Origin of the sequence: Saccharicrinis fermentans DSM 9555 = JCM 21142 (assembly GCF_000517085.1) — a bacterium.
Lineage (GTDB): Bacteria > Bacteroidota > Bacteroidia > Bacteroidales > Marinilabiliaceae > Saccharicrinis > Saccharicrinis fermentans.
Window position 1 is genome coordinate 5,692,884 of record NZ_KI912107.1, and the last position, 24,962, is coordinate 5,717,845.

Consider the following 24,962-nt stretch of genomic DNA (forward strand, 5'->3'; position numbering starts at 1 on the left):
GTTTTTTTCTGAAAATTACAGATTTAGTTATGATCTGTTGTAATAGATAATTTGGGAATAGGTCAGGTTAGAGTCGCATATGTAGTCTTTGAAGTTTTCTTATCAAAGATGGAGAAATCAGTAGTTTACTTGCAGCCACTATGTATGCCCGTATTTATGTTTTTGATGTTATATGAGACCCTGTGAAGGTATCGGATAAAGTCAACATGATGTATGTTCATTAACGAATAAATGTAAATTCTCCTCAAAAAGGCAGCATTTAAGTAGGGTATTTTATGAATAAAAGCTATTCTTGTGCTAATTATACGCAAGCAAATGTTTGTTTCTACCCGGGTGATGAGTGTTATAATAATGTCAAATCTGTAATATATTCTTGAATATGCTATTGGTAATGAGGAGATTGAATTGTGTATTGGTGGTGTTGCTTTGTTTTTTTGTGTTTTCTTGTGTTGCATTGGCACAAGAATATCAAGTAAGTTATTTATCGGTCAATGATGGGCTCTCGCATAATCAAGTAACTTCTATTATCAAAGATAATGATGGTTTCATGTGGTTTGGTACACGTGGTGGACTGAATAGATATGATGGTTATGAGTTTAAACATTATAAACCATCGGACAAGGGTGATAAGACATTGCACCATCCATCGGTTGAAGTACTGTATAAAGCCAAAGACGGTGAAATTTATATAGGTACAAAGTCTGCAGGTTACAGTTTGTATAGGCCAGATAAAGAGTTGTTTATGGCGAACGAATATCTCATGGAGAATTCGGATTTGCGAATCATTTCATTTTATGAAGATCATCAAAAAAATATTTGGGCGGGCACCTGGTCTAGTGGATTAATTAGCTTATCTCAAGATCAAGATTCGGTGCATTTTTATTCGAAAATTAAAAAGGTGTCGGCTATAATTCAAACGCCTGACAGCAAAGTTTGGTTGGGAAGTAGAGAATCTATATGGATGAAGGAAAAAGATCATGAATTGCAGCGATTAAAGCGCATGAAGGCTGGTTTTTATGAGATTACCGAGATGGCATATGATGAGTCTGAAGATTGTATTTGGTGTGTAGGCTGGAACTTGGGCTTGGTGAAATTTGATTATAAAAACCTTCGTTATACCGAATATGAAATTAGAGGTAGTAAAGGAAAAAAGTTGTCTTCCTATTCTTTATTAAAAGATAAGAACGGAAAAATATGGGTAGGTACCTGGGGGGAAGGGTTATATACCTTTGATCAGAATAATGATACCTTTCAAAAGGTTAATCTTAGTCAGTATTCTCAAGCTGACGAAATGATACAACCAACTGTTATTTTAGATATATTTCAGGAAGATAATGGAGATATATGGCTAGGTACACATAGGGGAATCGTGCGGCTTTCTGCAAAAGGGCAGTTTAATGTTGCAAAAGGCTGGAGAGAATTGGGTGACGAAAAAATGGTGTCATCTATAGTTGTGGATTCTCAGGATAAGTTGTGGATGGCCACCACGGATTATTTGTATCAGTATTCGAATAAGCGCTTGCGTCGATACAACATGAAGAGGAACACTATTGATGGATTTTCGAATGTGGGTATTGGTCAGTTAGTATACGATCAGGGAGATATTTTTGTCTGTTTTGATGTGGGTGTTCTGTTGGGAAAAAAGAATAAGGATGGTTCCTTTGTTTTTGTCAATGCGCAAGAAGAACTGAAGATTCCTGGCTTAAATGGGATTAATAAGGTGAGGGATATTAAGCGTTATGGCGATGAGCTTTGGTTGGCAACCCAACAAAAGGGTCTGTACTTATATGTGAAGAAAGGGAATCAATATGTTTTCAAAAGAAATTTTACAGGTGCCAACTTGAAAGGCCAACTCAAAGATACACGTGTGACTGGTGTTTTTAGAGACAAGAACAATGTAATGTGGGTATCCACCTACAAAGGATTGTATAAATATAATTCCGATGAGAGCGTTTTTATTTCCATTGAAGATTATTTGCAGGATGGTAAGCGTTTGCAATGTGATATCATACTTTGCTCATATGTTGATCAGGATAATAACATATGGTTTGGTACTCCATGCGGGTTGAATCAATTGGTTCAGAGTGATGAGTATGTCTTCTCCTTGAAAGAATATACCCAGGCGGACGGGTTGCCTGATGATTATATTAATTCAATTATTGAGGATGATGGAGGGGATATTTGGGTGAGTACCAATGGTGGATTGTCGAAATTAAATGTGAAAACACAGGCGTTTTCGAACTTTAATCAACTGGATGGTATAGAAGGAAGTTCTTTTATAGAGGCAGCAGGATGTAAGGCAAAGGATGGTGTTCTATATTTTGCAGGGGACGAAGGGGTTGTTTATTTTAACCCGAAATCGATTCTCTATAACGATTATAATCCGGAGATAGTTGTTACCAGTTTTAAGGTATTAAACCATGAAGTGAATTATGATGAGAAAGGTATCCTTAGTAAAAATATCAACGAAACCCAACGTATTGTATTGGGATATAAAGAAAAAGAATTTTCCATTGAATTTGCGTCCTTAGATTATAAGGCGCCTAAGTTAAACCATTATGCCTATCAGCTTAAAGGGTATAATGATCGTATGGTATATATTGGTTCTCGTCGTCATGTATCCTTTAATAATCTTAGTCCTGGTGATTATACATTAATATTGAAAGGTACCAATAGTAATGGGGTATGGAGCGATAAGCAGTATGAGGTGGATATAACGATTAAGCCTGCTCCGTGGAAAACTTGGTATGCTATCTTAATTTATATAGTCGTTATTTTTGGAGGAGTGGTCGCGATTAGCTGGGTTGGTGTGCGACAAGAACGTTTGACCAATAGTATTGAAGTGGAGCGATATCAGCGCCAACAGGAGACCGAATTGAATGAATATAAGTTCAGGTTTTTTACGAATATATCCCATGAGTTACGGACCCCTTTAACCCTTATTCTGGCTCCCATTAATGAGTTAATAAAAAAAGAAACGCAGGAGTGGGAGTCTGGATATTTGAAGGATAAGCTTCGGTTAATTTATCAGAATGCCAAAAAGTTGCATAATCTGATTGACTTATTGTTGGAGTTTAGAAAGATGGAAGCCGGAAAGTTAAAGCTTGAAGTTGAGGAGGTTGATTTTAAGGAGTTTGCAGGTTCGGTGGTCGAAAGCTTTGCGGAGTTGGCCAAGAGTAAACAGGTGGTTTATTCAGGAGTGTTTGATGGAGATGACTGGCGTTGTTTTGTGGATACGGATAAGATGGGTATGGTGATAAATAATTTGCTTTCAAATGCTTTTAAGTATGCCGGGCAACCTGGTATGGTTAATGTAAAGGCTAAGTCTTTGGAAGATACCATTGTTTTAGAAGTGATCAATAATGGCCGCGGTATTTCAGAAGATGAATTACAATATTTGTTTGAACGTTTTTATCAGGCAGATGGACAGCATCATATGGGAAGTTCTGGTATTGGACTTTCCTTGATTAAAAATTATTTGGATCTGCACCAAGCTGTCATCAAAGTACAAAGTAAGCGCAATGAGCTGACTTCATTTGTCATCACCTTAAAGAAGGGAAGAGAGCATTTGAGGGATGAAGATATACGAGTGTGTGACAAAAGGCCAGCCCTGCCTGTTGAACCTATTTATTCAAGCCATAAGAAGCTAACACGATCCCTGAATGTGGGTGCGAAAGGTGCCCGGGTATTGGTGGTGGAGGACAACGCGGAGCTTAGGTCTTATATTGTAGAATTGTTAGAGGTGCATTATCATGTACTGGAAGCAGAAAATGGACTGGAAGGGTATGAACTTGTGGTGGAACATAAGCCTGATTTGGTGATATCAGATGTTATGATGCCTAAGATGGATGGATTTGAGCTTTGCCAAAAAATTAAATTAAATGATACGATATCGCTCACTCCGGTTATATTATTAACAGCAAAAGCAACACCTCGGGATCAATTGTTTGGTGCTAAAAAGGGGGCTGAAGTATACATGACTAAGCCCTTTGATCCGGAGCTTTTGCTTGAGAAAAGCAAGATGTTGATTGCCGGCCGAAAAAAAATGTCAGTAGAACTAACTCAAAAGGTAGTGTTGGCTCCAACAAATGCGCCAATAACATCCGAGGAGCAGGCGTTTTTGCAGTCGGCCATGAAAGTGATGGAGCAATATTTGGGTGATGTGAACTTTGATGCCCAGAAGTTAGCCAAAGAAATGGCAATGAGTAACTCAACTCTTTATAGGAAGACAAAAAAGATCATCAAAAAATCTCCCGCTGAGTTTATTAAGTATATACGTTTTCAAAGGGCTGCTCAATTGATTGAAGAAAGTAATCTTACTATTTCTGAAATAGCAGAAAGTATAGGCTATGTGGATTTAAAGAGTTTTAGAAAGATTTTTAAGCAGCAGTATCATATGACTCCTACGGAATTTCGCGAACAAAAAAAATAAGGTTTTTATCATTCATCTGTGCGATCTATTATTTGCGCTGTCCATGTCTGTTTTATTGCCTGTCTGAGAAATGGGTAGTACTTGGGATCCTTTCTTTTGATTGTTGTCTGGATGGGTATGTAATGGTCTTATATATAGTAATTTGTCTCTCTTGTGTGATTGGTTTACACCTCCTCTGTGATAAGCCTCTATTTTCTATTATGACCTATTTAACCCTCTTGTAAGAATGTTGTAATCTATGATAAAACCTTAATAAATGTAAAATTGCACAGGTCAATGAGTGAGTCTTAAAAAGACTCGATGCTCAGGAAATAGCAAATACATTAAACCATGGATGAATTACTAAAAGTTATAAAAAGAAGAAAGCAGGCTAAGCTTACTTTATATGTACTGTTGATTTTTTTTGTAGGTATGGTGTTCATGTTATTCATCTGAGGAAGAAGGAGAATATATTAAGTTATTATATCTTATGACGAAGCTCTAATACATCATTTGGATAAAATAACAAATATAAGTAGTGTGACACAAGCAATGGTATCTGTTCTTCTTGTGTCACAACGCTTACCTACCAAAGGTATAGTAGCAATGATTTAAAATGTGTATATAATGAAGATTAGTTTATTGGCCATCTTGATGGCAGTATTGGTTATAGGTGGATGCAGCAAACCTAAAGGGGTATTTAAGCCAGGTCAGCTATGGCTTGATAATAACGGTGTCCACTTGAACGCACATGGAGGCGGAATAATGATCCATGATAATACCTATTATTGGTTTGGAGAACATAAAACAGAAGGTAAAGCTGGCAATAAAGCCTTGGTGGGCGTGCATTGTTATTCTTCGAAAGATTTATATAATTGGAAAGATGAAGGTGTTGCCTTGTCTGTAGTATCTGATACAACAAGTTTAATTGTGAAGGGGTGTGTGATAGAAAGACCAAAGGTTATATTTAATGCTAAGACCAAAAAGTTTGTTATGTGGTTTCACCACGAGTTAAAGGGTATGGGATATGATGCCGCAATGACTGGTCTGGCAGTGAGTGATCACGTAACCGGACCTTATCAGTATATTAAAAGTATGAACCCCAATGCTGGAGTCTGGCCCATCAACTATCCTGATTCTCTAAAAACAAGGAAGGTTGATATGGATACCATTAAACAGTGGTCGCCAACCTGGCGTAAAGAAGTGGAATTAGGGTATTTCTTGCGACGCGATTTTGAAAAAGGTCAAATGGCCAGAGATATGACTTTGTTTGTGGATGACGATGGTAAGGCCTATCATATCCATTCATCAGAAAATAATCAGACCTTACATATATCTGAGTTGACAGAGGATTATTTAGGATTCTCAGATAAGTATACAAGGGTTTTGGAGGGTAAAGCAAATGAAGCTCCTGCCTTGTTTAAGAGAGGGAATCAATATTATATGATAAGTTCCGGTTGTACCGGGTGGAAACCTAATCCTGCAAGATCGGCTATGGCAACCCATCCACTAGGTAAATGGACCGAGTTGGGTAACCCTAGCCAGGGATCTGAAGAAGATGTAAGAACCACCTTTCATTCGCAAAGTACTTTTGTCCTTCCTTTGATTGGACAAAAAGATGCTTATGTGTATATGGGCGATCGTTGGGTACCCAATAATGCTATTGATGGTAGATATATATGGTTGCCTATGGAATTTGAGGCTGATAGACCCATTGTTAAATGGTATGCAGAATGGGATTTGTCAATTTTTAACGAAGGTGAAAATGAATAAACTAAGTTATTTGATGGCTTTATTGTTTTGTTGTGTGATGACATCACATGTTCTGGCACAGCAAAGTATGATCAAGCCTAATGTAATCATTATTTTAACCGACGATCAGGGTTATGCTGACGTTGGTTTTAATGGTTGTAGAGATATTCCAACACCTAATATTGATCGTATAGCTAATAATGGCGTCCGATTTTCCAGAGCATATGTTACTTATTCGGTGTGTGGACCAAGTAGAGCTGGAATCATGACGGGGCGATATCAGGATAGGTTTGGTTTTGGAAGGAATCCCTTGTTGGCACCTAATGATACCATGCAAGGACTGCCTTTAACAGAACAAACAATGGCAGAGATGTTGCAACAATCGGGTTATACTTCCATGGCCTTGGGAAAGTGGCATCTGGGAGCACATAAGTCTCAATATCCCTTAAAAAGAGGCTTTAATGAGTTCTTTGGTTTTCTGGAAGGAGGACATTCCTATTTTCCTCAAGAATGGATCATCAATGATGTCTCGGAAGTGAAAAAGCAATATGATGGTTATCGCACAAAATTAATGCGTAATAATGGTAGGGTAGAAGAAGGGGAATACATAACGGATGCTCTCTCGCGGGAAGCTGTTTCTTTTATCCAACGTAAGGCCAATGAACCTTTTTTTATTTATTTGGCCTACAATGCTCCACATGGTCCCTTACAGGCAACTGAGAAATACTTGAAGCGTTTTGATCATATCACGGATAAAAAACGGAAAACTTATGCTGCCATGGTTAGTGCAGTAGATGATGGTGTGGGCCTCTTGTTGAATAAACTGGATGAGTTACAACTGACTGATAATACCATGGTCTTTTTCTTGTCTGATAATGGAGGACCTGAACATCACAACGCATCTGATAATGGGGTGTTGCGCGAAGGAAAGAGTAGCTTGTACGAAGGAGGTATTCATGTGCCTTTTGCCATGCAATGGCCTGGAAAAATACCTTCCGGCATGGTATATGATAAACCTGTTATTTCGCTGGATATATTCGCAACAGCGGCTCACTATGCCGGGGCAACAGCTAAGAATGAGCTTGATGGTGTTAATATCATTCCTTATGTGAAGGGTGAGAAAAAAGAACTGCCTCATGATTATTTATGTTGGCGAAAATTTGATACCAATGATTATGCAATTGTCAATGGCGATAATAAGGTGGTTAAGTATCGCACAGACAAGGATGCGTTTTATAATTTGAAAGATGATATTGGAGAAACCACACGCTTGCCTCTCACGGAGAAATATCAGGCTGCTAAAGTTAAATACGAAGAGTGGCAGGATGAGATGAAAAATCCTGTCTTCCTGGGGTTAATGCAGGATAAAGAATATACTCGCTTAAATCCTAATCGTTTTATAATGGTAAATCCTTACAAGCCGGATAGCTTAGAGGCATCGGAACCTGAACATTATGAACTTGTTTGGGCTGATGAGTTTGATGAGGATGGAAAACCCAACGAAAAGTATTGGTCCTATGAGAAAGGGTTCGTGAGAAATAATGAATTGCAATGGTATCAGCCAGATAATGCTAAGGTTAAAGAAGGATTGCTTATTATTGAGGGGAAAAGGGAGAAAGTTAAAAATACATTTTATGAGAAAGGAAGTAATAATTGGCGAAAAAATAGAAAATATGCAGCGTATACTTCGGCTTGTATTAAAACAGTAGATAAATTTTCTTTTCAGTACGGAATTATGGAGGTGCGTGCCCGGATTGATACCAGTATGGGTATGTGGCCTGCTATATGGACTTTGGGGGTTCATAAGCCCTGGCCAGCTAATGGTGAAGTGGACCAAATGGAGTATTATCGCCATAATGGTGAAGCTAAAATTCTGGCCAATGCAGCCTGGGCTAGTCAACGAGGAAGGGCCAAATGGGATTCGGAAAAAATACCTTTGTCTGAGTTTGTGAATAAACAACCAGATTGGGAACGACGATTTCATGTGTGGAAAATGCATTGGACCGAGGATTTTATCCGTTTATATTTGGACGATGAGTTGCTGAACGAAATAGACTTATCTCAAACCATTAATGCAGATGGAAGTAATCCTTTTCACCAAGCACAATATATATTATTAAATTTGGCCATTGGTGCCCGAGGAGGAGATCCTTCACAAACCATATTTCCACGTAAATATGAGGTTGATTATGTGCGGGTTTTTCAAAAGAAAATAAGTGATAAGTGAGGCCTATTGAATTGAAACGTTTTTTTAATTGTAAGAAACCAGATATAAAAATGAGTAAATTAATTTTTGTCGCAGGCTTTATGGCCTGTCTGTTGATGATGCTAAGCTGCCAACCGGATGACACTAAAACAAAAAAGCAACCGAATGTGATTGTTTTGTTGGTTGACGACGCAGGATATGCTGATTTTGGATTTGCGGGTAGTAAAGACCTAAAAACACCTAATATTGATAAGCTGGCCAATAACGGCATGGTATTTACCGATGCACATGTAAGTGCTTCGGTGTGTGGCCCTAGTAGAGCTGGTATTATGACAGGTAGGTATCAACAACGTTTTGGGTTTGAGTGTAATCCTTCTAGTGATCATAGTGGGGTCGATCTAGGTGAAACAACCATAGGAGAAGCCATGCAACAAGCCGGGTATACAACGGCAGCCTTTGGTAAATGGCACTTGGGGTATGAGCCCGAATATAATCCCAACGCACGTGGTTTCGATTATTCATGGGGTTTTCTATCCGGTGGACGAAGGTATTTTTCGAATAAGACACAGGATCAGCCGGGTCATACACATTCCATCCGGGAGAATGGCCAGTTTACCACTTTTGAGGGCTACTTGACCGATCGGTTGGGAGATAAGGCAGTCGAGTTTATCGACAAAAATAAAAAGGATCCTTTTTTTATGTATTGGGCACCTAATGCAGTACATACTCCTATGGAAGCTACAGAGGAAGATATGGCTTTGTTTAAAGGTCATCCGCGTCAGAAATTGGCTGCCATGACCTGGGCTTTGGACCGGTCTGTGGGTAAGATTGTACAAAAACTGAAAGATGAAGATCTTCTAAATAATACACTTATCTTCTTTTTAAGTGATAACGGGGGTGCACACAATAATCAATCATCCAATTATCCACTGAAAGGCTTTAAGGGCAATAAGTACGAAGGGGGACATCGAGTGGCATTTTTTATGCATTGGCCCGAAGAAATTGAGAAGGGTACCTACAATGGATTAACTTCTTCGCTGGATATTTTTGCCACCTCCATTGCTGTAACTGGTAAGCAGGTACATACTAATAAAACCTTGGACGGTGTTAACTTGATTCCATATGTTAAAAATGGCATAGCAGAAAGTCCTCACAAACAATTATTTTGGCGTAAAGATCAAATGGCTGCTATGCGTAGTGGTCAATATAAAATGATTCGCGTAGCTAGGTTGGGCTATCGTTTGTATGATTTAGAGGAGGATTTAGGTGAAAGTAATGATTTGTGTGAGGCTAAAAATACTGCGCTTCATGAACTGCAAAACCAATTGCAATCTTGGGAAAAGGGATTGATTCAGCCTCTTTGGACTGAAGGAGCTATTTGGGATACCATCACCTGGATGATTCATGAAGATTATTATCTAAATCGACCGGTGCGTGTGAAAGATCCAGGAAGTCTTAAAGAATGGAGAAAGCGCAAAAGAGAATCAGCGAAAGATATGCTTTTATTGCAAGATATATCGCGTCTTTAAAAAGGTGCTTCGTTGCTTTGTTTCAATAGAACCATCGTGTTGTTGCGCTAATTTTTTTAAGCACTGACGTAAAGTTGTAAAAGTGCATTAAAAGATCTAATGCTAAGTACGGTCAAGACAGAATATATAGTTAATATGCGAATGTTGTTATAAAATATAAATTAAATCATTAATTTTCAGATATATGAAGAGATTATATGTAATAATGGTTTTAACTCTGATGCTGAATGCGGTGGTATCAGGTCAAAATGACTGGGAGAACCCGGAGATTTTTCAAATAAATAGGGAGAAGGCGCGTGCTACTTTTCATGCCTTTTCAAATGTGGAAAAGGCGTTGAAGAATGATGTTTCTTCGGCCGATTATATAAAATGTTTAAATGGTAATTGGAAGTTCTCTTATGTAGAAAAAGCTTCTGAACGGCCACTGGATTTTTATAAAACAGAGTATGATGTTTCTGCTTGGGACGAAATTGTTGTGCCAGGTAACTGGGAGTTGTATGGTTATGGATTTCCAAACTATACGAATCGGATCTACCCTTTTAAAAAAGACCAACCGCGTATCGAAGATAAATATAGCCCTGTAGGTTCTTACGTGACTTGGTTTGACGTTCCCGAAAATTGGAGCGGGCGAGAGGTGTACCTTCAGTTGGGGTCTGTTAAGTCTGGATATTATCTTTGGCTGAATGGCAAGAAGGTAGGCTATAGCCAGGATTCAAAATTGCCGTCGGAGTTTAACCTCACACCTTATCTGGTAAAGGGTAAGAATAAGTTGGCCATCCAGGTTTTTCAATTTACCGATGGAAGTTATTTGGAAGATCAGGATTTTTGGCGTTTGTCTGGTATTCAGCGTGATGTATTCTTGTTGGCTCGTCCTAAAACACATATTCGCGATTTTTTTGTGAAAGCATTACTGGATGAGAAATACCAAGATGGCGTATTTAGTTTGGATGTTGAATTACTTAATAAAAACAAACGTAGTGCGAACAATAATGTAATTGAATATAAACTCATGGATCTTCAGTCCAATACCTGGTTGCAGGGTGTGTCGGATAAGCTATCGGTATCAAAAAATGGAAGTGTTCATTTTCAATTTGACGGTACCATCAAAAATGTTAAGAAGTGGTCCGCTGAAGAGCCCAATCTGTATCAGCTGCTTATTGCTTTGAAAAATTCTAAGGGGCAGGTGGTCGAGGCCACATCTATCCATGTTGGCTTTAGAACTTCTGAAATAAAGAATGGACAACTATTAGTCAACGGCCAACCCATCCTTCTGAAGGGTGTTAACCGTCACGAACATGATGCGCTTTTTGGACATGTCGTCAGTGAGCAAGCGATGATTGAGGATATCAAACTGATGAAACAGTTTAATATCAATGCTGTACGTACCAGCCATTATCCAAACGACCCCAAATGGTATGCCTTGTGCGATAAATATGGTATATATTTGTATGATGAAGCAAATATAGAATCGCATGGTTATGGTTACAAAATAGATGAAACTTTGGCCAATAAACCGGAATGGAAAAATGCCCATGTAAGTAGAGTGCTTAATATGGTGGAACGGGATAAAAATCATCCTTCTGTGATTGTTTGGAGTATGGGTAATGAGGCCGGCACCGGGATGAACTTTCTGGAAGCATATAAGCAAGTGTACAAAAGAGATGGTGATAGACCAGTGCATTATGAGAGGGCTGAAAAATTAACGAATATTACTGAACAACATACCGATATTCATGGCGATATGTACCGCAGAATATGGGATATTAAAAAAGTATATCTGAATAGAGAGCTGAAAAGACCTTTTATATGGTGCGAATATGCTCATGCCATGGGTAATAGTAGTGGAAATTTTAAAGAATATTGGGACCTCGTGCATTCGCATCCTCAAGTACAAGGTGGATTTATTTGGGACTGGATGGATCAAGGCTTAGTCGCCTATAAGGAGGGTCAGGAGTATTCGGCTTATGGCGGCCACTTTGAACCTGCCGGACATAGACATGATAATAACTTTTGTTTTAATGGTGTTGTTAATGCTGACCGTACGCCTCACCCCGGATTATATGAGGTTAAAAAAGTATATCAGAACATTGATTTTGATGGAAGTGAGATAAAAGATGGTCATGTTATTATTCATAATGGTCGTTTCTTTGCTGATTTGTCTGACCTTGTATTTAAATGGGAACTTGTTGAAAATGGCTCCGTGGTTAAATCTGGAAATATTGCTTCCAACGGCTTAGCTCCTCAGTCTAAAGAAAGTTATACGATTCCCTACGGAGAGTTAAAAGATGGTCAGGAGTATTTTTTAAATATGTATGCTTTGAATATGGGATTTAAACCCTTAATCCCGTTTGGGCATGTTATGGCCCAAGAGCAATTTCCTTTGGCAGTGTCTCCGTTGACTAACACCTTGATGACAGCGCATGTAAATGCCTTAAATGTAATAGAGGATGAAAATAGGGTGAACATTGTTGGAAACGATTTTGCTATTACTTTTTCGAAATCAAACGGTGCATTGAGTTCGTATGTGATCAATGGTATGGAGCTGTTGAAGAGTCCTATGGTTCCTGATTTTTGGCGTGCTCCAACGGATAATGATTTTGGAAGCAAAGTGCCCAAGCGGTGTAATGTGTGGAAAGAAGCCTCTTCTTCCATGTCATTAACATCGTTTCAAAAAGAACGCTTAGATAAAAGTACTTTTAAGATTAATACTGTATTATCCATTGATAATGTGAATACGGTTATTCATCTTGACTACCTCATTCATGGGGATGGAAAAATTAAAGTGAATTATGAAATGGAGGCCAGTAAGGTAAAACTTCCCGAGATTCCTCGAATTGGTTTAAAACTAAGGTTACATAAAACCCTGGATAATTTGAGTTATTATGGAAAGGGACCATGGGAAAATTATATAGATAGAAATACAGCATCCTTTGTAGGTATCTATCATTCAAAGGTTGAAGATCAGTATTTTGCTTATGGAAGACCTCAGGAGAATGGTCATAAAACAGATGTGCGATGGCTGGGCTTGTTTAACTATTCCGGAATGGGATTAAAAATGATTGCTGTTGACCAGACGATTGAGTTTAATGCTTTACCAATGGCAAAAGAAGAACTAGATCCTGGAATGAGTAAAAAGCTGAGAACGCCTTTGGATGTTAAAGAAGCCGACTTTGTGGAGTTGCATATCGACCATAAAATGATGGGAGTAGGAGGTGATAATAGTTGGGGAGCCAAACCTCATGAATCCTATTTGTTTTATGCGGACAAAAATTATAGCTATTCATTTATCATTTGCCCAAAGAATTTATAAATGGAAGATGGCTTGTAAGTCGTATGCCATTGGTAAACGATTGTAGTGTGGTAAGGCAGGACTGATTTATAGTCCTGCCTTCTTTGTCTGGTGTGCCGTGCATGGTAACTAACTAGATGATGCAAGTTCATTATGGGGGTTTGTAGTAGTCAACCATTAGCCAATGGCAAGGATACTTACCGTGAGGTATAATCTGAAGGAAGCCCGAGGCAAAAATCACTCAACAGAGCATTGTTGGAAACCTTTAAAGAATCGGCAAAGTTTTTGGTCGTTGATTTTTGAAGAGCCACCACTTTTGGGCAAGCCTATTACAAAAAAGATGTTCTGTTTATTTAATAAATTTTCAATATCATAAAATAAGCAAAAGTTCTGTATTTCGTTATATTTGCGTGTTGTACATAAAGCATGGTTTGCCCCGATGTTATTAACACAAAAAGAATAAAGAAAACAATGAAGGCAAAAGAAATATTTGAAATAGGATTGCAATATCATCATTATGCTAATACGGCATATCCGTTGACGCCTAATTCTTATAAAGAGTTCAAGGTAAAAAATCAAACCGAATATGTTGATTTTTTAAAAAGAGATTGGCATAAATCCGATAAATTAAGTCTTTATGTACACATCCCTTTTTGCAAAGTGAGGTGCAAATTTTGTGAGTACGTTGTGTTGGAAGGTACTGATCTAAACACAGAAGATTTATATGTCTCTTTATTGCTGAAGGAAATAGAGATGTATAAAACAATTCTTCATGGCAAAAAGATAGTTGGTTATGATCTTGGAGGAGGAACGCCAACAAAGCTCTCGATAAAAAACATAGAAAAAATAACGAATGCGCTGGTTGATTCTTTTGATTTCGAAAAAGATGTGGTTTTTAGTATTGAAACGACACCAGTGATTGCCGCAAATGAATTTCAGAAATTAGTAGCTATTTACAAGCTTGGATACCATAGAATTAGTATGGGGATTCAAACGGTTTCCGAAAGGCTGCTAAACGATTTGGGAAGGGAAGGAACAACTCAGATTTATGAAAAAGCAGTTCAGAACATTCGCTTAGCTGGATTTGAGAAGTTTAATATCGACCTTATGTATGGTTTTTTACACCAAAATGATGAAGATTTTGAAAACACCTTGAAGTATGCCATTGCTCTAAAACCTGATTATATTACACTTTACCGTAACAGATATAAAGGTACAAAGCTTGAAGGTGAAGCCGGAGGAGTTTCGTTATTTAAAATTATTCGACAATATAGACTAGCTTACAGTATTTTAATTAAAAATGGGTACAAGGCTAATGTTGGTAAGAATACATTTAGTAAAATAGAAGGGGATTATGGAACAAGTGACTACCTGACTAAACGTGTAATTGATGGTGTGCCTTATGTGGGTATGGGACTTGGTGCTCAATCATTTGGAAATGATTATTTGGCATACAATTCAGGTGCTGCAAATAAGCAATTAGTTAAATATAAACAACAAATTGACAGTCAACAGATACCCATACAGGATCTTTATTGTCTCGATATACAGGAGTCTATTGCAAAAATGGTTTCTGTTGCATTTTATTTCGGATTCGTTGATTTAATTGCATTTGAAAAGAGATTTAACGTGTCTTTTGTAGCGCATTTTAAAGAAGAGGTTGACTTTGTTCTTCAAGAAAACCTGATGGTAATCAGCGAGGGGCGATTAATCTTGACCAATCGGGGAGCCGATTATATAAATGGAATAATTCCATTGTTCTATTCTGAGCGTTCGAAAGCAGAATTACTGGAATTACATAAAAAGAGTAAAATTCTTTCAACAGGAGAAACCGAATTTCTTAAAGCTTATCATATGAATGAGTTTGAGCGACCATCGGTAGCTACAGATACGGTTGTGTTAGTGCCAGAAAATAAATCTCAGGAAAAGCAGTTTTCTGTTGTTCTTATAAAACGTGGTGAACATCCGTATATGAATGATTGGGCATTACCTGGAGGATTTGTCAAAAGAAATGAGACGGTGGAGATGGCTGCATATCGAGAGTTGAAAGATGAAACAGGTATCTCGGATTTTACACTTTCACAGCTTCATGTTTTTAGTGAACCGAAACGAGATCCAAGGGGGTGGATCATCTCATGTTCTTTTTGGGGTATAGGTAATTTAGATCAACAAAACTTGCAGTTTGGAGATGATGCAATTGATGTTCAGCTGTTTAAGATTGAACTTACATCAACGGACTTGCTTAGGTATATACTAACACTTTCTCATAAAGAGATTAAGCTGACAGCTGTTATTGAAAAAGTAAAAAATGATAATAACATACTGCATTACAAGGTGGTTGAATCAAATGGAATTGCATTTGACCATGCTAAGATATTAATGATTGCGCTAGAGAGGGCAGCAAAGCATAGAGGCTAACACGGGTGCTATAATGGCAGTTTTTTATACAACCTGCGTGGGGATGTAGGTAGGCAGTGATGGCAATGTGGCTCCAGGTATCTGCTTGGGCGTTGAACCCTTTTGCCTTATGCGCCCTGTCTTCCATTCAATTTCATTACATTTGGACTACCACAAAAAATTACAAACTAAATAGTTTTGCATGATAGAAACAGCCAAAAATAACTTAAAACAACTTCGCGATTTGTTGGAAAAATTAAGCAATGATGATTATTCCACTCGTCCTGAAGTATTATTGGGAGCCTCTATTGGTGAGCACTATAGACATGTTCTGGAGTTTTATCTATTATTAGTCTCAGGTTCTAATGCTGGTGTAATCAGCTACGACTCTCGCAAGCGCAACAACATTATTGCGCAAGATACAGCCTTTGCGTGCCACCATAGTTCCGCGGTAATACCAAAAGGATGATATCATTCTTTGCTATCCTAAAGATGCGCTGGCAGGCGGTTCTTGGATTGCTATGAGTAATCATAGACGTGTGGTGTGCTTACTCAATGGGGCTTTTGTTCCCCATGTCAAACAAGTATTTCATACCCATAGTAGAGGGAAAGTATTAATAGATGCTGCCAAGACAAGCTTGAATCCCGAAGTGCTTTTCTCTGCAGAATCGCTCGCATATACCGAACCTTTTACCTTGTTGACCATTGATTTTGGCCGCTATCATTCACCCTCTCAATACGGAAGAGTGCGAGGCAGTATTACCGACCCTGATTTAAAAGTACTTACTGTGCCAGAGATATCAATAGATGGAAATGAGATTTTGAATTTCACAGAAATATTGAAGGAACTTCAACAGAATCCATCGTGTCATGGAGATGGTAAACTGCATGCTTCCTACGCTCCTATTTATTTTGAAAAGGCTTATGAAAAGGCCTTAGAAATGCAAGCTATGAGTCCCATGCCTTATGGTCCGTTTTAATACAACGGAAGCAATTGCTCACGCTTTGTAAATGCGGTGTTACGGGCAGGAAAACCCAATTGGAGACAGCGTTTTAGACTGAAATTTTGGCTTACGCCTACTCCCTTGACTAATGTGCATGCTTTTTACAATCAAACGATTATTAAAAATATAAGTGGGAAGCAGCCTGCTTATCCCTCGTTCAAACCCCATAAGAAGTTTTTGCAATCGACTTTGCCACAACCTCCGAAGCACCCTAATATTCCTGAAGATGCGCAATGGTTGGCTGGCGAAGGAGCTGGATCCTGGTTTCATGTTGAAACTGAAAAAGCCTTGCTTAAAATCACCCGTTACTCACCGTCAGCAACAATTGAATGTACAGGTTTTTATGATAGTAAAAAAGTTTATTCTCATTGGGTTGATTTACATGCTTGTACAGTGACCTATCCCAGCCATTGCCATAGGGTTACCATAAAACTTTAAGAAGATAAAGTACGATTTTATAAAAAAGTGAGCTAAAAATTGAATACTTATTTTTCTACCTTTAGGCTATGGATATTTCAAGAAGAAGGTTTATTAGAAATGCCGGTGTTGTTAGTATTGCTACCCCTTTAGTATCGTCACCAGTCATGGCATTAAGTCAAGCTACCCAGGCTGGTGTCTTGAAGGTGCATTTGTTTTCTAAACATTTGCAATTTATGGATGTTCAGGAGGCCGGACAAATAGCTGCTGAATTAGGGTTTGATGGTTTAGACTTAACGGTTCGTCCCCATGGGCATATTTTACCAGAGAATGTAAAAACTGATTTGCCTATTGCTATCAAGGATTTGCAAAAGAGTGGCTTATCTTGTCATATGATTACCACCGCCATTACAGATGTGAATAATGCTTGTGATGTAGAGATTATTCGTGTGGCAGCTGAGGAGGGCGTTAAATTTTATCGTAGTAATTGGTTTAAGTATCACAAAGAAAAAACCATGCAGGAGTCACTTCATTTCTACCAGAAAAAAATCCGTGAATTGGGCGAAGTTAATAAGAAACATGGGGTAGTGGGATGTTATCAAAACCATGCGGGGACAGCAATCGGGTCTTCGTATTGGGAAATCAAAGAGCTGTTAAAAACAGTAGATGCAAAATATTTTGGTACGCAATATGATATCCGGCATGCCATGGTAGAAGGGGGATTGTCATGGCCCAATGGTCTTCGCTTGCTAAAAGATCATATTAAAACAATGGTGCTGAAAGATGTTAAATGGGGGAGGGTGAACGGAAAATGGAAGTTGGTGAATGTGCCTATTGGTGAGGGAATGGTGGATTTTAATACCTATTTTAAAAGTTTAAAAGAGGATGGTTTGCAACCACCCGTTTCCTTGCATCTGGAATATCCATTGGGAGGTGCAGAAAGCGGTAGTAGAACCATTTCGGTTGATAAGAAGGTGATTTTTGATGCCATGAGAAAAGATCTCACAGCGGTTCATAAGCTTTGGCGACAGGCTTGATGAATGGGAGATGTTGAACCCGGAAAATGCATTTGAAAATATATGACGAAGTTCTCATGCATCATTCGGGTTGGACCTGTTTTGTGTAATGCTTTTTCAGTGTTGAAACTGCTTGCTGCCGCCGTCCATATTCTTCAATTGAGCTGTCACCATGTTATGGATGGAGTCTGCATACGATTTGTTTAGGGTGTAAACGCCTACTTCGATGTTTAGTCGATTGTTTTTATGGCTTACTTTATTGATGACAGGACTTTGTGAAACAGACACCCATGGCGTGTTAAGAATTTGTTTTTTAAGATGAGGAATGAGCAGATCAGTAGTTATGGTTTCCGGGAATGAGAATTTTAGTATAACCTTATCCAGGTGCTGATTACTACTGTGTTGTAATATTGTTTTTGAACGAATATTATAATAGGGAATTGAATGGATATTACCATGTGCATCTTCTATGTCCAACCTCAAATGTCCTGCTTTTTTTATCTGTCCCTTCATCTCATCAATCTCAATAAAACAGCCTATGTTCACCTTGTTCTGTACTTTTAAAAAGGCGCCGGATATAAAATCACGAAGTACCAAAAATAAGGGTACAGCAAATATACAGATGGTTACCCCTATGGAGATAAGAATAAAGTAGTTTCTTGATTCATACACATGTTTGGTTACCCAAACAATAAATCCAATCCAGAAAAACAATTCGGTGAACGATAAAACATAGTCCAGCTGGTATTTAAAACGATGGGATATATTAAGTTTATTTTTTAGGTAGAATAAAATGCGATATCCAAGAAATACAAGAGATGCAGTTATAAAAAATTTCATGATCATAGTGCGTGTTTTAAATAATTCCTTTTGATTGACATACAGCCACCAATAGAGGCTCAATATTTCTGCCTAAGCAATAAAGTGCGTCTGTTTTATGAACTATCAGTCCTGCGTTCTTAATGGTAGTCAATAGGTTTTCAACATTTTCTTTCTCCCATCCTGTGAGTCTCATAAGCTTTTCTACCCCAATATTCTTGTGCTGAATAAAAAGAGCGATGGTGATGAGCCAGTTATGTTGTAGGTTATAAAGTATTTCAGGGTTTACCTTTTGAGGTTTTTTGATGTTAAGCATCTCATGATTGGCATCTGTAATATTTGCTTTCCATATATTCATGGCCATGCCGGGAATGCCTTCTGATGCATTGAAATAGGCGTTAAACAGAATGGAATAACTTAGTTGCGATAAATTGCTTTCGGGTTTTCCATGGTAAAAAAGCGATAAGCCGCTTGATTTATGACGGTTCAAAATGAGCGATTGAAGCTCCTTGGACGAAAATGGTTCGCAGTCAATAATTCCCAGACAATTATCTTCTAGAGGAAAGAGTTGACTTAAAATGCGAAATGAATAGGTATGGCAGTTTAATATAAAAAATACCTTATGGCCATATGATCTTATGAGCTGAATTATTTTCTCAATCACAGCTCCTCCTCCCAACCTTCGTTCCCACCATAATTCCAGATTATTGATGACGACTGCGCTGTCGAAGGGCATATTGTCGAAAATAGCAGCAAAGTCATCATGCCCACCTGTTTGTTGGGCAAAGGAAGCAAGCAAGTCTTGGGTTTCTACCGAACCACCAATGGGTGCATCAATCCAAAATACATGGTTGTGTTTAAATAGATGGTATGCGGCATATCTCGACAATGCCGTTTTACCTGCTCCGTGCACGCCGCGTATGATGGTTGCCCCTCCTAAGCCGTTTTTGTGTCTTTTAAGGGTATCTTTAATCGTATTCATTTCTCGATTGCGGGGAACCCATAATTCATCATTGATTTTTGAGCTACTGCTCATGAGTTTACGGTAAAAAACGGGTACAGAGTTCAACTTATTTTTTTCTGGCGTTATTTGGTCCACCAGCTCAAGTATCTGTTGATTTTTAAGTTTGTTTTCTGGTTGTTCAGCCAGGTACTTTTTTGATAATATAACACCACTGCTAATGCTGTTAAAAAAGTGAATAAGAATTTTGTTTGTAAAAAGCTGTATGTTTTTTATTTTATCGGATACCGCCGTATTTATTTTTTTTCCTTTTTGCTCGCGCTTTTCAGAGTGTATGTTTTTTTCAGCTTCGATGATGGAATGATAAAATAATTTGGAAAAAGCTTCTTGTAGATGTACCACAGAATAATGTTTTGCTTTCTCTACCGAGGTTTCTACCTTGTTTTTTTGTACTTGTACCTGGGCTGCTAGTTTTGAATAGAGCTCAGTGCCAGTGTTTTTTTCAGTTGCCACGTCAGAATGGGACTCTTTTATGTTGTTTAGATGAAAAAGCAGCATACTGTTGGCCTCTTTGCATTCTACAATGGCAGACCTAAGATTCCGATCCAAGGCTTCAAGTTCTCTGTAAAATGGTTCGTGAAATAGGATGTCAATATAGTAGGATGCCGTTTTGAACGGAGAAACAGGGAGCTCATTGAGATGTGTAAATGGAATAAGCTTTGAATCCAGATGTATTGACTCCGGGACACTTAATTCTTCCGGAAAATCATTGATTAATTCAGATGCCTTCAGGTAGGTTTCGTTATAAATATCTAGAATATTGAGTTTGTTGTTTAATATGATCGGTTTTAGACTGGTTTCAGCTCCAGTTATCATTATTTCTAAGTTTTGTTCTAAAAGGGATAGTGTCTTTAAAAAGTTGTCGTTTATTAAGGTATTTATCTTGGTGTTACCCTTTAAAATAACATTTTTAAATATGTTTTTTCTGGATAAAACCAAAGAATCAAGATAGAGGGTATTGCTTAAAAGCTGCATGCCCTTACCCCAGTTGTCCGAAAATTCGTTTAGGAGCTCTTCTGTATTTTCTTTTTTGACGTTGATTTTTCTTTTTGATTTTTTTAGATTTTCGTAAGTGTTCAGGTCGTGAGTCAGCGTTATAGATAAGTTACGCAGTGCACTCATAAGTGCACCTTCGGCATGTTCCCTGAAATGAATGAGCTTACTTTCAATTGCTTTGAAATGATCTATGCAAGTATAAATATCGGTAAGTAGTTTGTTGTTCTCTGTCTCTGCCGATAATATTGTTTTTTCGTATGCATCGTTGATGGTTAAAATTTGTTGTCTGGATGCTGTGATAACAAATGCCGAGACATCTTCTAATTGATCTAACTGCTTTTTTAGTGCAGGTTTTATCATCTCATTCAGGTAAAATGATACAGCCTTCCGGTAGGGGTATTTATGTATTTTTTCTTTGTTGTCTGATCCGCTTAAATAGGGTATGTGTATGGAATCAGCAGATTCATATACATAGTTGCCCAAGCGGGTCAGAATATCTGATATGCCGATGTTTATGGTGGCTTGTGATTCTGTGATTATTTCCTTGGTTGTGACATCAATAATGCTTGTAATCTTCCGCAAAAAGGCCTGGTGATTTTTGACGAAGCTTTTAGGAAGTTCATGTTTGTCCTGCTCTGCCAATTCTTTTTCAAGGGTGTTTGCGTTTTGTTGTACAAACTCTTGAAAATGACGTGATAACTGGATGAGGTTTTTGATGGATGTAGTTAATGTTTTATCTATGAAGCTTTGCCCAATTTGAAGCAGATCCAGATCTAGTTTTTCCAATTTGTTTCTGACAACTTTGTTGGATATTTCAGGTAAAGCAGGCAGTTGGACTGATTTTGGATACAATTCTTGGGTGTGCTCCGTATGTAAATGTTCAAGTAGGTTGATTTCTTCAAATTCAGAAGAAGGACTTAGTAAAAGTAAACTGGCGGGTAGCTTACATATATTGTTTATGCGGTTTATATAGTTATTGGTAAGTGCAGTGTTTTTGGGAGATATGCCCAGGATGATTAGATCTACATCTATCGATTCAGAATTTATAATATCTTCCTTGGTTCTTGAACCGAAGTCGTCGCTCAATACTTTTACTTCTGCACGAATTCTTTTATCAGCTAGAACAGCATGGGTGTTTCTGTAAATACTATCGTTAAGAGATGTGTCGCTATTAATAATCAGGATTCTCACATGGGCATCGCGCCAGCTGGTGTCAGCCAGTAAAAATCTCAATAAATTTAAGGCAAAACTTAAATGTCGTCCTTTGCCATTCCACCATATGTCAATTTTTTCTTTTTTGCCAAAACCTACATTTTTATCGTAATCAAGAAAGGAGGCATTTAATCTTTTGCTTTTTAGGTCTTTTAATATGGATACCAGAAAGTCTATGTTTTGGGAATCCCGACTCCAGCCCATCAATACTGTGTTGGGTTCAAATCCGCTAAATCCATAGACATTGGTGACTGTTTTGATTCCTGCTTCGATGTTTGTACAGGCTATCTCGCGTACGAAATGATGGATGTTCTTATTTTTTTTCTTTTCTTCAATGTTGGGTTCTCTGTTTATGGGCTCTTGTCCGTATGATAAATTGAAATCGGTTAGTGCGCCCAGCTTACCTGTTAAGGAAAGGCCCATTTCTACTAGGTGTGGCCTGGCTTTTTCTCCCCCGCTAAACAAGATTATATTAGGTCGCCAATTGCGTTTGTCGGTTTTTTGAATACTGAGTTTTAGTAAGGCCTGTTTGGCTAGGTTGGTCCAAAAGCTACTCCAGGCATCGCCGCTTTCAAGTATAAGTTCTTTGCGTTGCAAATAAAAATAGAGTAGTCCGAGTACCACCGTAGCTCCTGCTAGTGCCAGGAAATCAAGTAATATCATCACAAAAAAGGCTGATAGGGCGCCCAGTATGCTTACAAAACGTGGTATTTTAAAGGCTGGTCTAAAGTCGGAGCTGGACCAACTCTCAATGGCTGATGCCAGGTTAAGAAAAGCATAGGTTGTGATAAAAAACATGGATACAATACTGGCTATCACATCCAGTTCACCAATCAGGATGCCCGCTTCAGCAATAACAAAGGCTACCAATAAGGCATTGCGCGGTTCGTTGGTTTTTCCCGTTCCCTTGGCTAAGAACTTAGGTGCAATCTTATCCATAGCTATGGCTTGTAAAATGCGGGGTGCACCGAGTATGCTCCCTAAGGCAGATGACAGAGTGGCTCCCCATATACCCGCAATCACTAGTCCTGGAACAAGAGATATCTTAAAGAGTATTTGTGGGTCATTCACCAATGCATCTGCATTAACGGTATAGGCATAAAAAAAGGCCAGGGCTATATACACAACAAAGCCAACGCCAACGGCCATGATGGCACCTAGAGGGAGTGATTTCTTGGGATTGCTAAGGTCACCCGACATGGAAACCCCTGCTTCAAAACCTGTTACTGCAGGGAAGAATATACCGAACAGCACCATAAAAGGAGCTGCCGTTGCCAATGGAGCCAAATTAATTTCGGAAGGTGCAAAGTCATGCTTGCCCAGAAGAATGGATAGCAGTGAAAGTGCAATGGCCACCATAATAATGTATTGCGATTTAATGGCCAGTGAGGTGCTGATAAATGTGATGGTGGTTACAATGACCAAAACAATGGTGCCGGTGAGCCGAATGGTTTGGATATCATTTGAGAAACCCCAGTATTGTAAAAAACTCTCAGCAAATCCTATCAGGTACAAACTTACGCTGAACGAGAGTCCAACAAATAGGGCTAAACCGAGTGTGCCACCAATGGGCAACCCCAGACTTCGGGATATCATAAAATAAGTTCCTCCGTTCTGCACAGGCTTATCGGTGCTTAGGGAAGCTACACTTAAACTGGTGGTGATAGAAATAATATGCGCAATGATGATAATGCCGATTGTGTTGATTAATCCGGCCTGCCCTATGATGGCGGGGAACCGCAAATACATAATTACCCCTAGGATTGTTAGTATGGAAGGTGTGAAAACACCGCTAAAGGTTCCAAACTTTTTTGCTTTGGTCATATTTTGTTGGCTTTAAAAATATCAAGTAGTTTTTAAAACTATTTTTATGTAGTGAAAGTACTAAATTTATGTTAGTTTTTAGCTGATGTCCTGGGCTTTAATAGCTTTAACTCTCAGTAAAATCTATACTATGCCAATATGCATTACGGCATCTCCCTGATGAAGGATGGGGTTATTGTTCAATCCAATTACAAAACCCGAGGTGGGTGATTTGACAGGAATTTTAAAATCACCAAAGGGATCTGTAATGTTTCCAACCACTTGATTCTTGTGTACCTTTTCACCACTTGAAACCATACTTTGAAACATCCCTGAAGTGTGTGCTCTAATCCAGGAGGAGCTTTTGATGATTCGATTTTCATAATCAGGATGACTCACTTCCGAGGTAGTCATCCCTAGATGTTTCATAACCCGAATGGCGCCATTCATTCCTTGCTGAATCGCATATTCATCAAAACGAGATGATTCTCCTCCTTCATATATAAGTATGTTCTTATTTAATTTGTTGGCTGCATATCGCAGCGATTTTGGCCGATACGCTGAATGCACCGTAAAAGGTGCGTTGAAGATACTTGCCAATTTCTGATTTTCGCTTTTCTTCATGTTGCATCGCACTTGCGGGTGATTGGTGCGTTCTGCCCCTCCTGTATGAAAGTCAAGGCCGTAATCAATCTTAGGAATAATATCTTTCATTAAATAATTGGCTACCCTGCTGGCCAAGGATCCGTTTCTGCTGCCAGGGAATGACCGGTTCACGTCTTTTCCATCTGGTACATATCGTGAAAAATGAATGAAGCCATATACATTGATGATGGGAATACAAATGATGGTACCTTTTTTAGGTATATTCCTGCCTTCTTCGATGATTCGTCGGACAATCTCAATGCCATTGATCTCATCGCCATGTAGTCCGCCTATCAAAAGGAGAACAGGCCCGGGTTCATGAGCCTGGGCCACGTTTATCACGATATCTATGGATGAATGGGAGGGAAGACGGGCAATGTTCACTTCCAGTTTTTCATTTTGTCCCGGCTGTATCTCAGTTTTGTTTATGATCATATGAACATGT

At 38.6% G+C, this 24,962-nt stretch carries 13 protein-coding genes; 10 read left to right on the top strand and 3 right to left on the bottom strand.

Translation table 11 applies throughout. From position 1 onward, the window contains the following. Window positions 1–391 precede the first annotated feature (391 nt). The 10 genes from CYTFE_RS0123230 (at window position 392) to CYTFE_RS0123275 (ending at window position 18,042) form a co-directional block, all read left to right on the top strand. Window positions 392–4,432, top strand: a complete 4,041-nt coding sequence (locus CYTFE_RS0123230; protein WP_044212894.1) for a hybrid sensor histidine kinase/response regulator transcription factor — start codon at window positions 392–394, stop codon at window positions 4,430–4,432. A gap of 606 nt (window positions 4,433–5,038) precedes the next feature. Next, entirely contained in the window at window positions 5,039–6,184 is a 1,146-nt protein-coding gene (locus CYTFE_RS0123235) for a glycoside hydrolase family 43 protein (RefSeq protein ID WP_044212893.1), read from the top strand. Continuing rightward, on the top strand, window positions 6,177–8,390 hold the full coding sequence (locus tag CYTFE_RS29690) for a sulfatase-like hydrolase/transferase (RefSeq protein ID WP_081736078.1): 2,214 nt from the start codon (window positions 6,177–6,179) through the stop codon (window positions 8,388–8,390). The genes CYTFE_RS0123235 and CYTFE_RS29690 overlap by 8 nt, the downstream gene beginning before the upstream one ends. A 50-nt stretch (window positions 8,391–8,440) precedes the next feature. Continuing rightward, complete coding sequence (locus CYTFE_RS27910; protein WP_052343393.1) at window positions 8,441–9,898, top strand: sulfatase-like hydrolase/transferase; 1,458 nt, start codon at window positions 8,441–8,443, stop codon at window positions 9,896–9,898. A 184-nt stretch (window positions 9,899–10,082) separates the two neighbouring features. Beyond that, window positions 10,083–13,208 carry a glycoside hydrolase family 2 TIM barrel-domain containing protein gene (locus CYTFE_RS0123250; protein ID WP_081736079.1) on the top strand — a complete coding sequence of 1,042 codons (3,126 nt, stop codon included), beginning with the start codon at window positions 10,083–10,085 and terminating at the stop codon, window positions 13,206–13,208. Between the two features lie 450 nt (window positions 13,209–13,658). Next, window positions 13,659–15,605 (top strand): radical SAM protein, encoded by a 1,947-nt coding sequence (locus CYTFE_RS29170; protein ID WP_081736137.1) that lies wholly within the window; start codon window positions 13,659–13,661, stop codon window positions 15,603–15,605. 181 nt (window positions 15,606–15,786) lie between these two features. After that, window positions 15,787–16,053, top strand: a complete 267-nt coding sequence (locus CYTFE_RS27920; RefSeq protein WP_052343394.1) for a hypothetical protein — start codon at window positions 15,787–15,789, stop codon at window positions 16,051–16,053. Between the two features lie 52 nt (window positions 16,054–16,105). After that, entirely contained in the window at window positions 16,106–16,564 is a 459-nt protein-coding gene (locus CYTFE_RS29175; protein WP_027473784.1) for a DUF6695 family protein, read from the top strand. A 36-nt stretch (window positions 16,565–16,600) separates the two neighbouring features. Further along, window positions 16,601–17,026 carry a DUF6695 family protein gene (locus CYTFE_RS0123270; protein WP_027473785.1) on the top strand — a complete coding sequence of 142 codons (426 nt, stop codon included), beginning with the start codon at window positions 16,601–16,603 and terminating at the stop codon, window positions 17,024–17,026. 68 nt (window positions 17,027–17,094) lie between these two features. Then, window positions 17,095–18,042, top strand: coding sequence for a sugar phosphate isomerase/epimerase family protein (locus CYTFE_RS0123275; RefSeq protein WP_027473786.1), 948 nt, complete (start codon window positions 17,095–17,097; stop codon window positions 18,040–18,042). A gap of 96 nt (window positions 18,043–18,138) precedes the next feature. Here the strand turns inward: CYTFE_RS0123275 and CYTFE_RS0123280 are convergent, their stop codons facing one another. The 3 genes from CYTFE_RS0123280 to CYTFE_RS0123290 form a co-directional block, all read right to left on the bottom strand. Continuing rightward, on the bottom strand, window positions 18,139–18,861 hold the full coding sequence (locus tag CYTFE_RS0123280) for a mechanosensitive ion channel domain-containing protein (RefSeq protein WP_027473787.1): 723 nt from the start codon (window positions 18,859–18,861) through the stop codon (window positions 18,139–18,141). Window positions 18,862–18,877: 16 nt separating this feature from the next. After that, window positions 18,878–23,893, bottom strand: coding sequence for an amino acid permease (locus tag CYTFE_RS29180; protein ID WP_052343395.1), 5,016 nt, complete (start codon window positions 23,891–23,893; stop codon window positions 18,878–18,880). Window positions 23,894–24,016: 123 nt separating this feature from the next. Beyond that, window positions 24,017–24,952 carry a succinylglutamate desuccinylase/aspartoacylase family protein gene (locus CYTFE_RS0123290; protein ID WP_027473788.1) on the bottom strand — a complete coding sequence of 312 codons (936 nt, stop codon included), beginning with the start codon at window positions 24,950–24,952 and terminating at the stop codon, window positions 24,017–24,019. Between the last annotated feature and the right edge of the window lie 10 nt (window positions 24,953–24,962).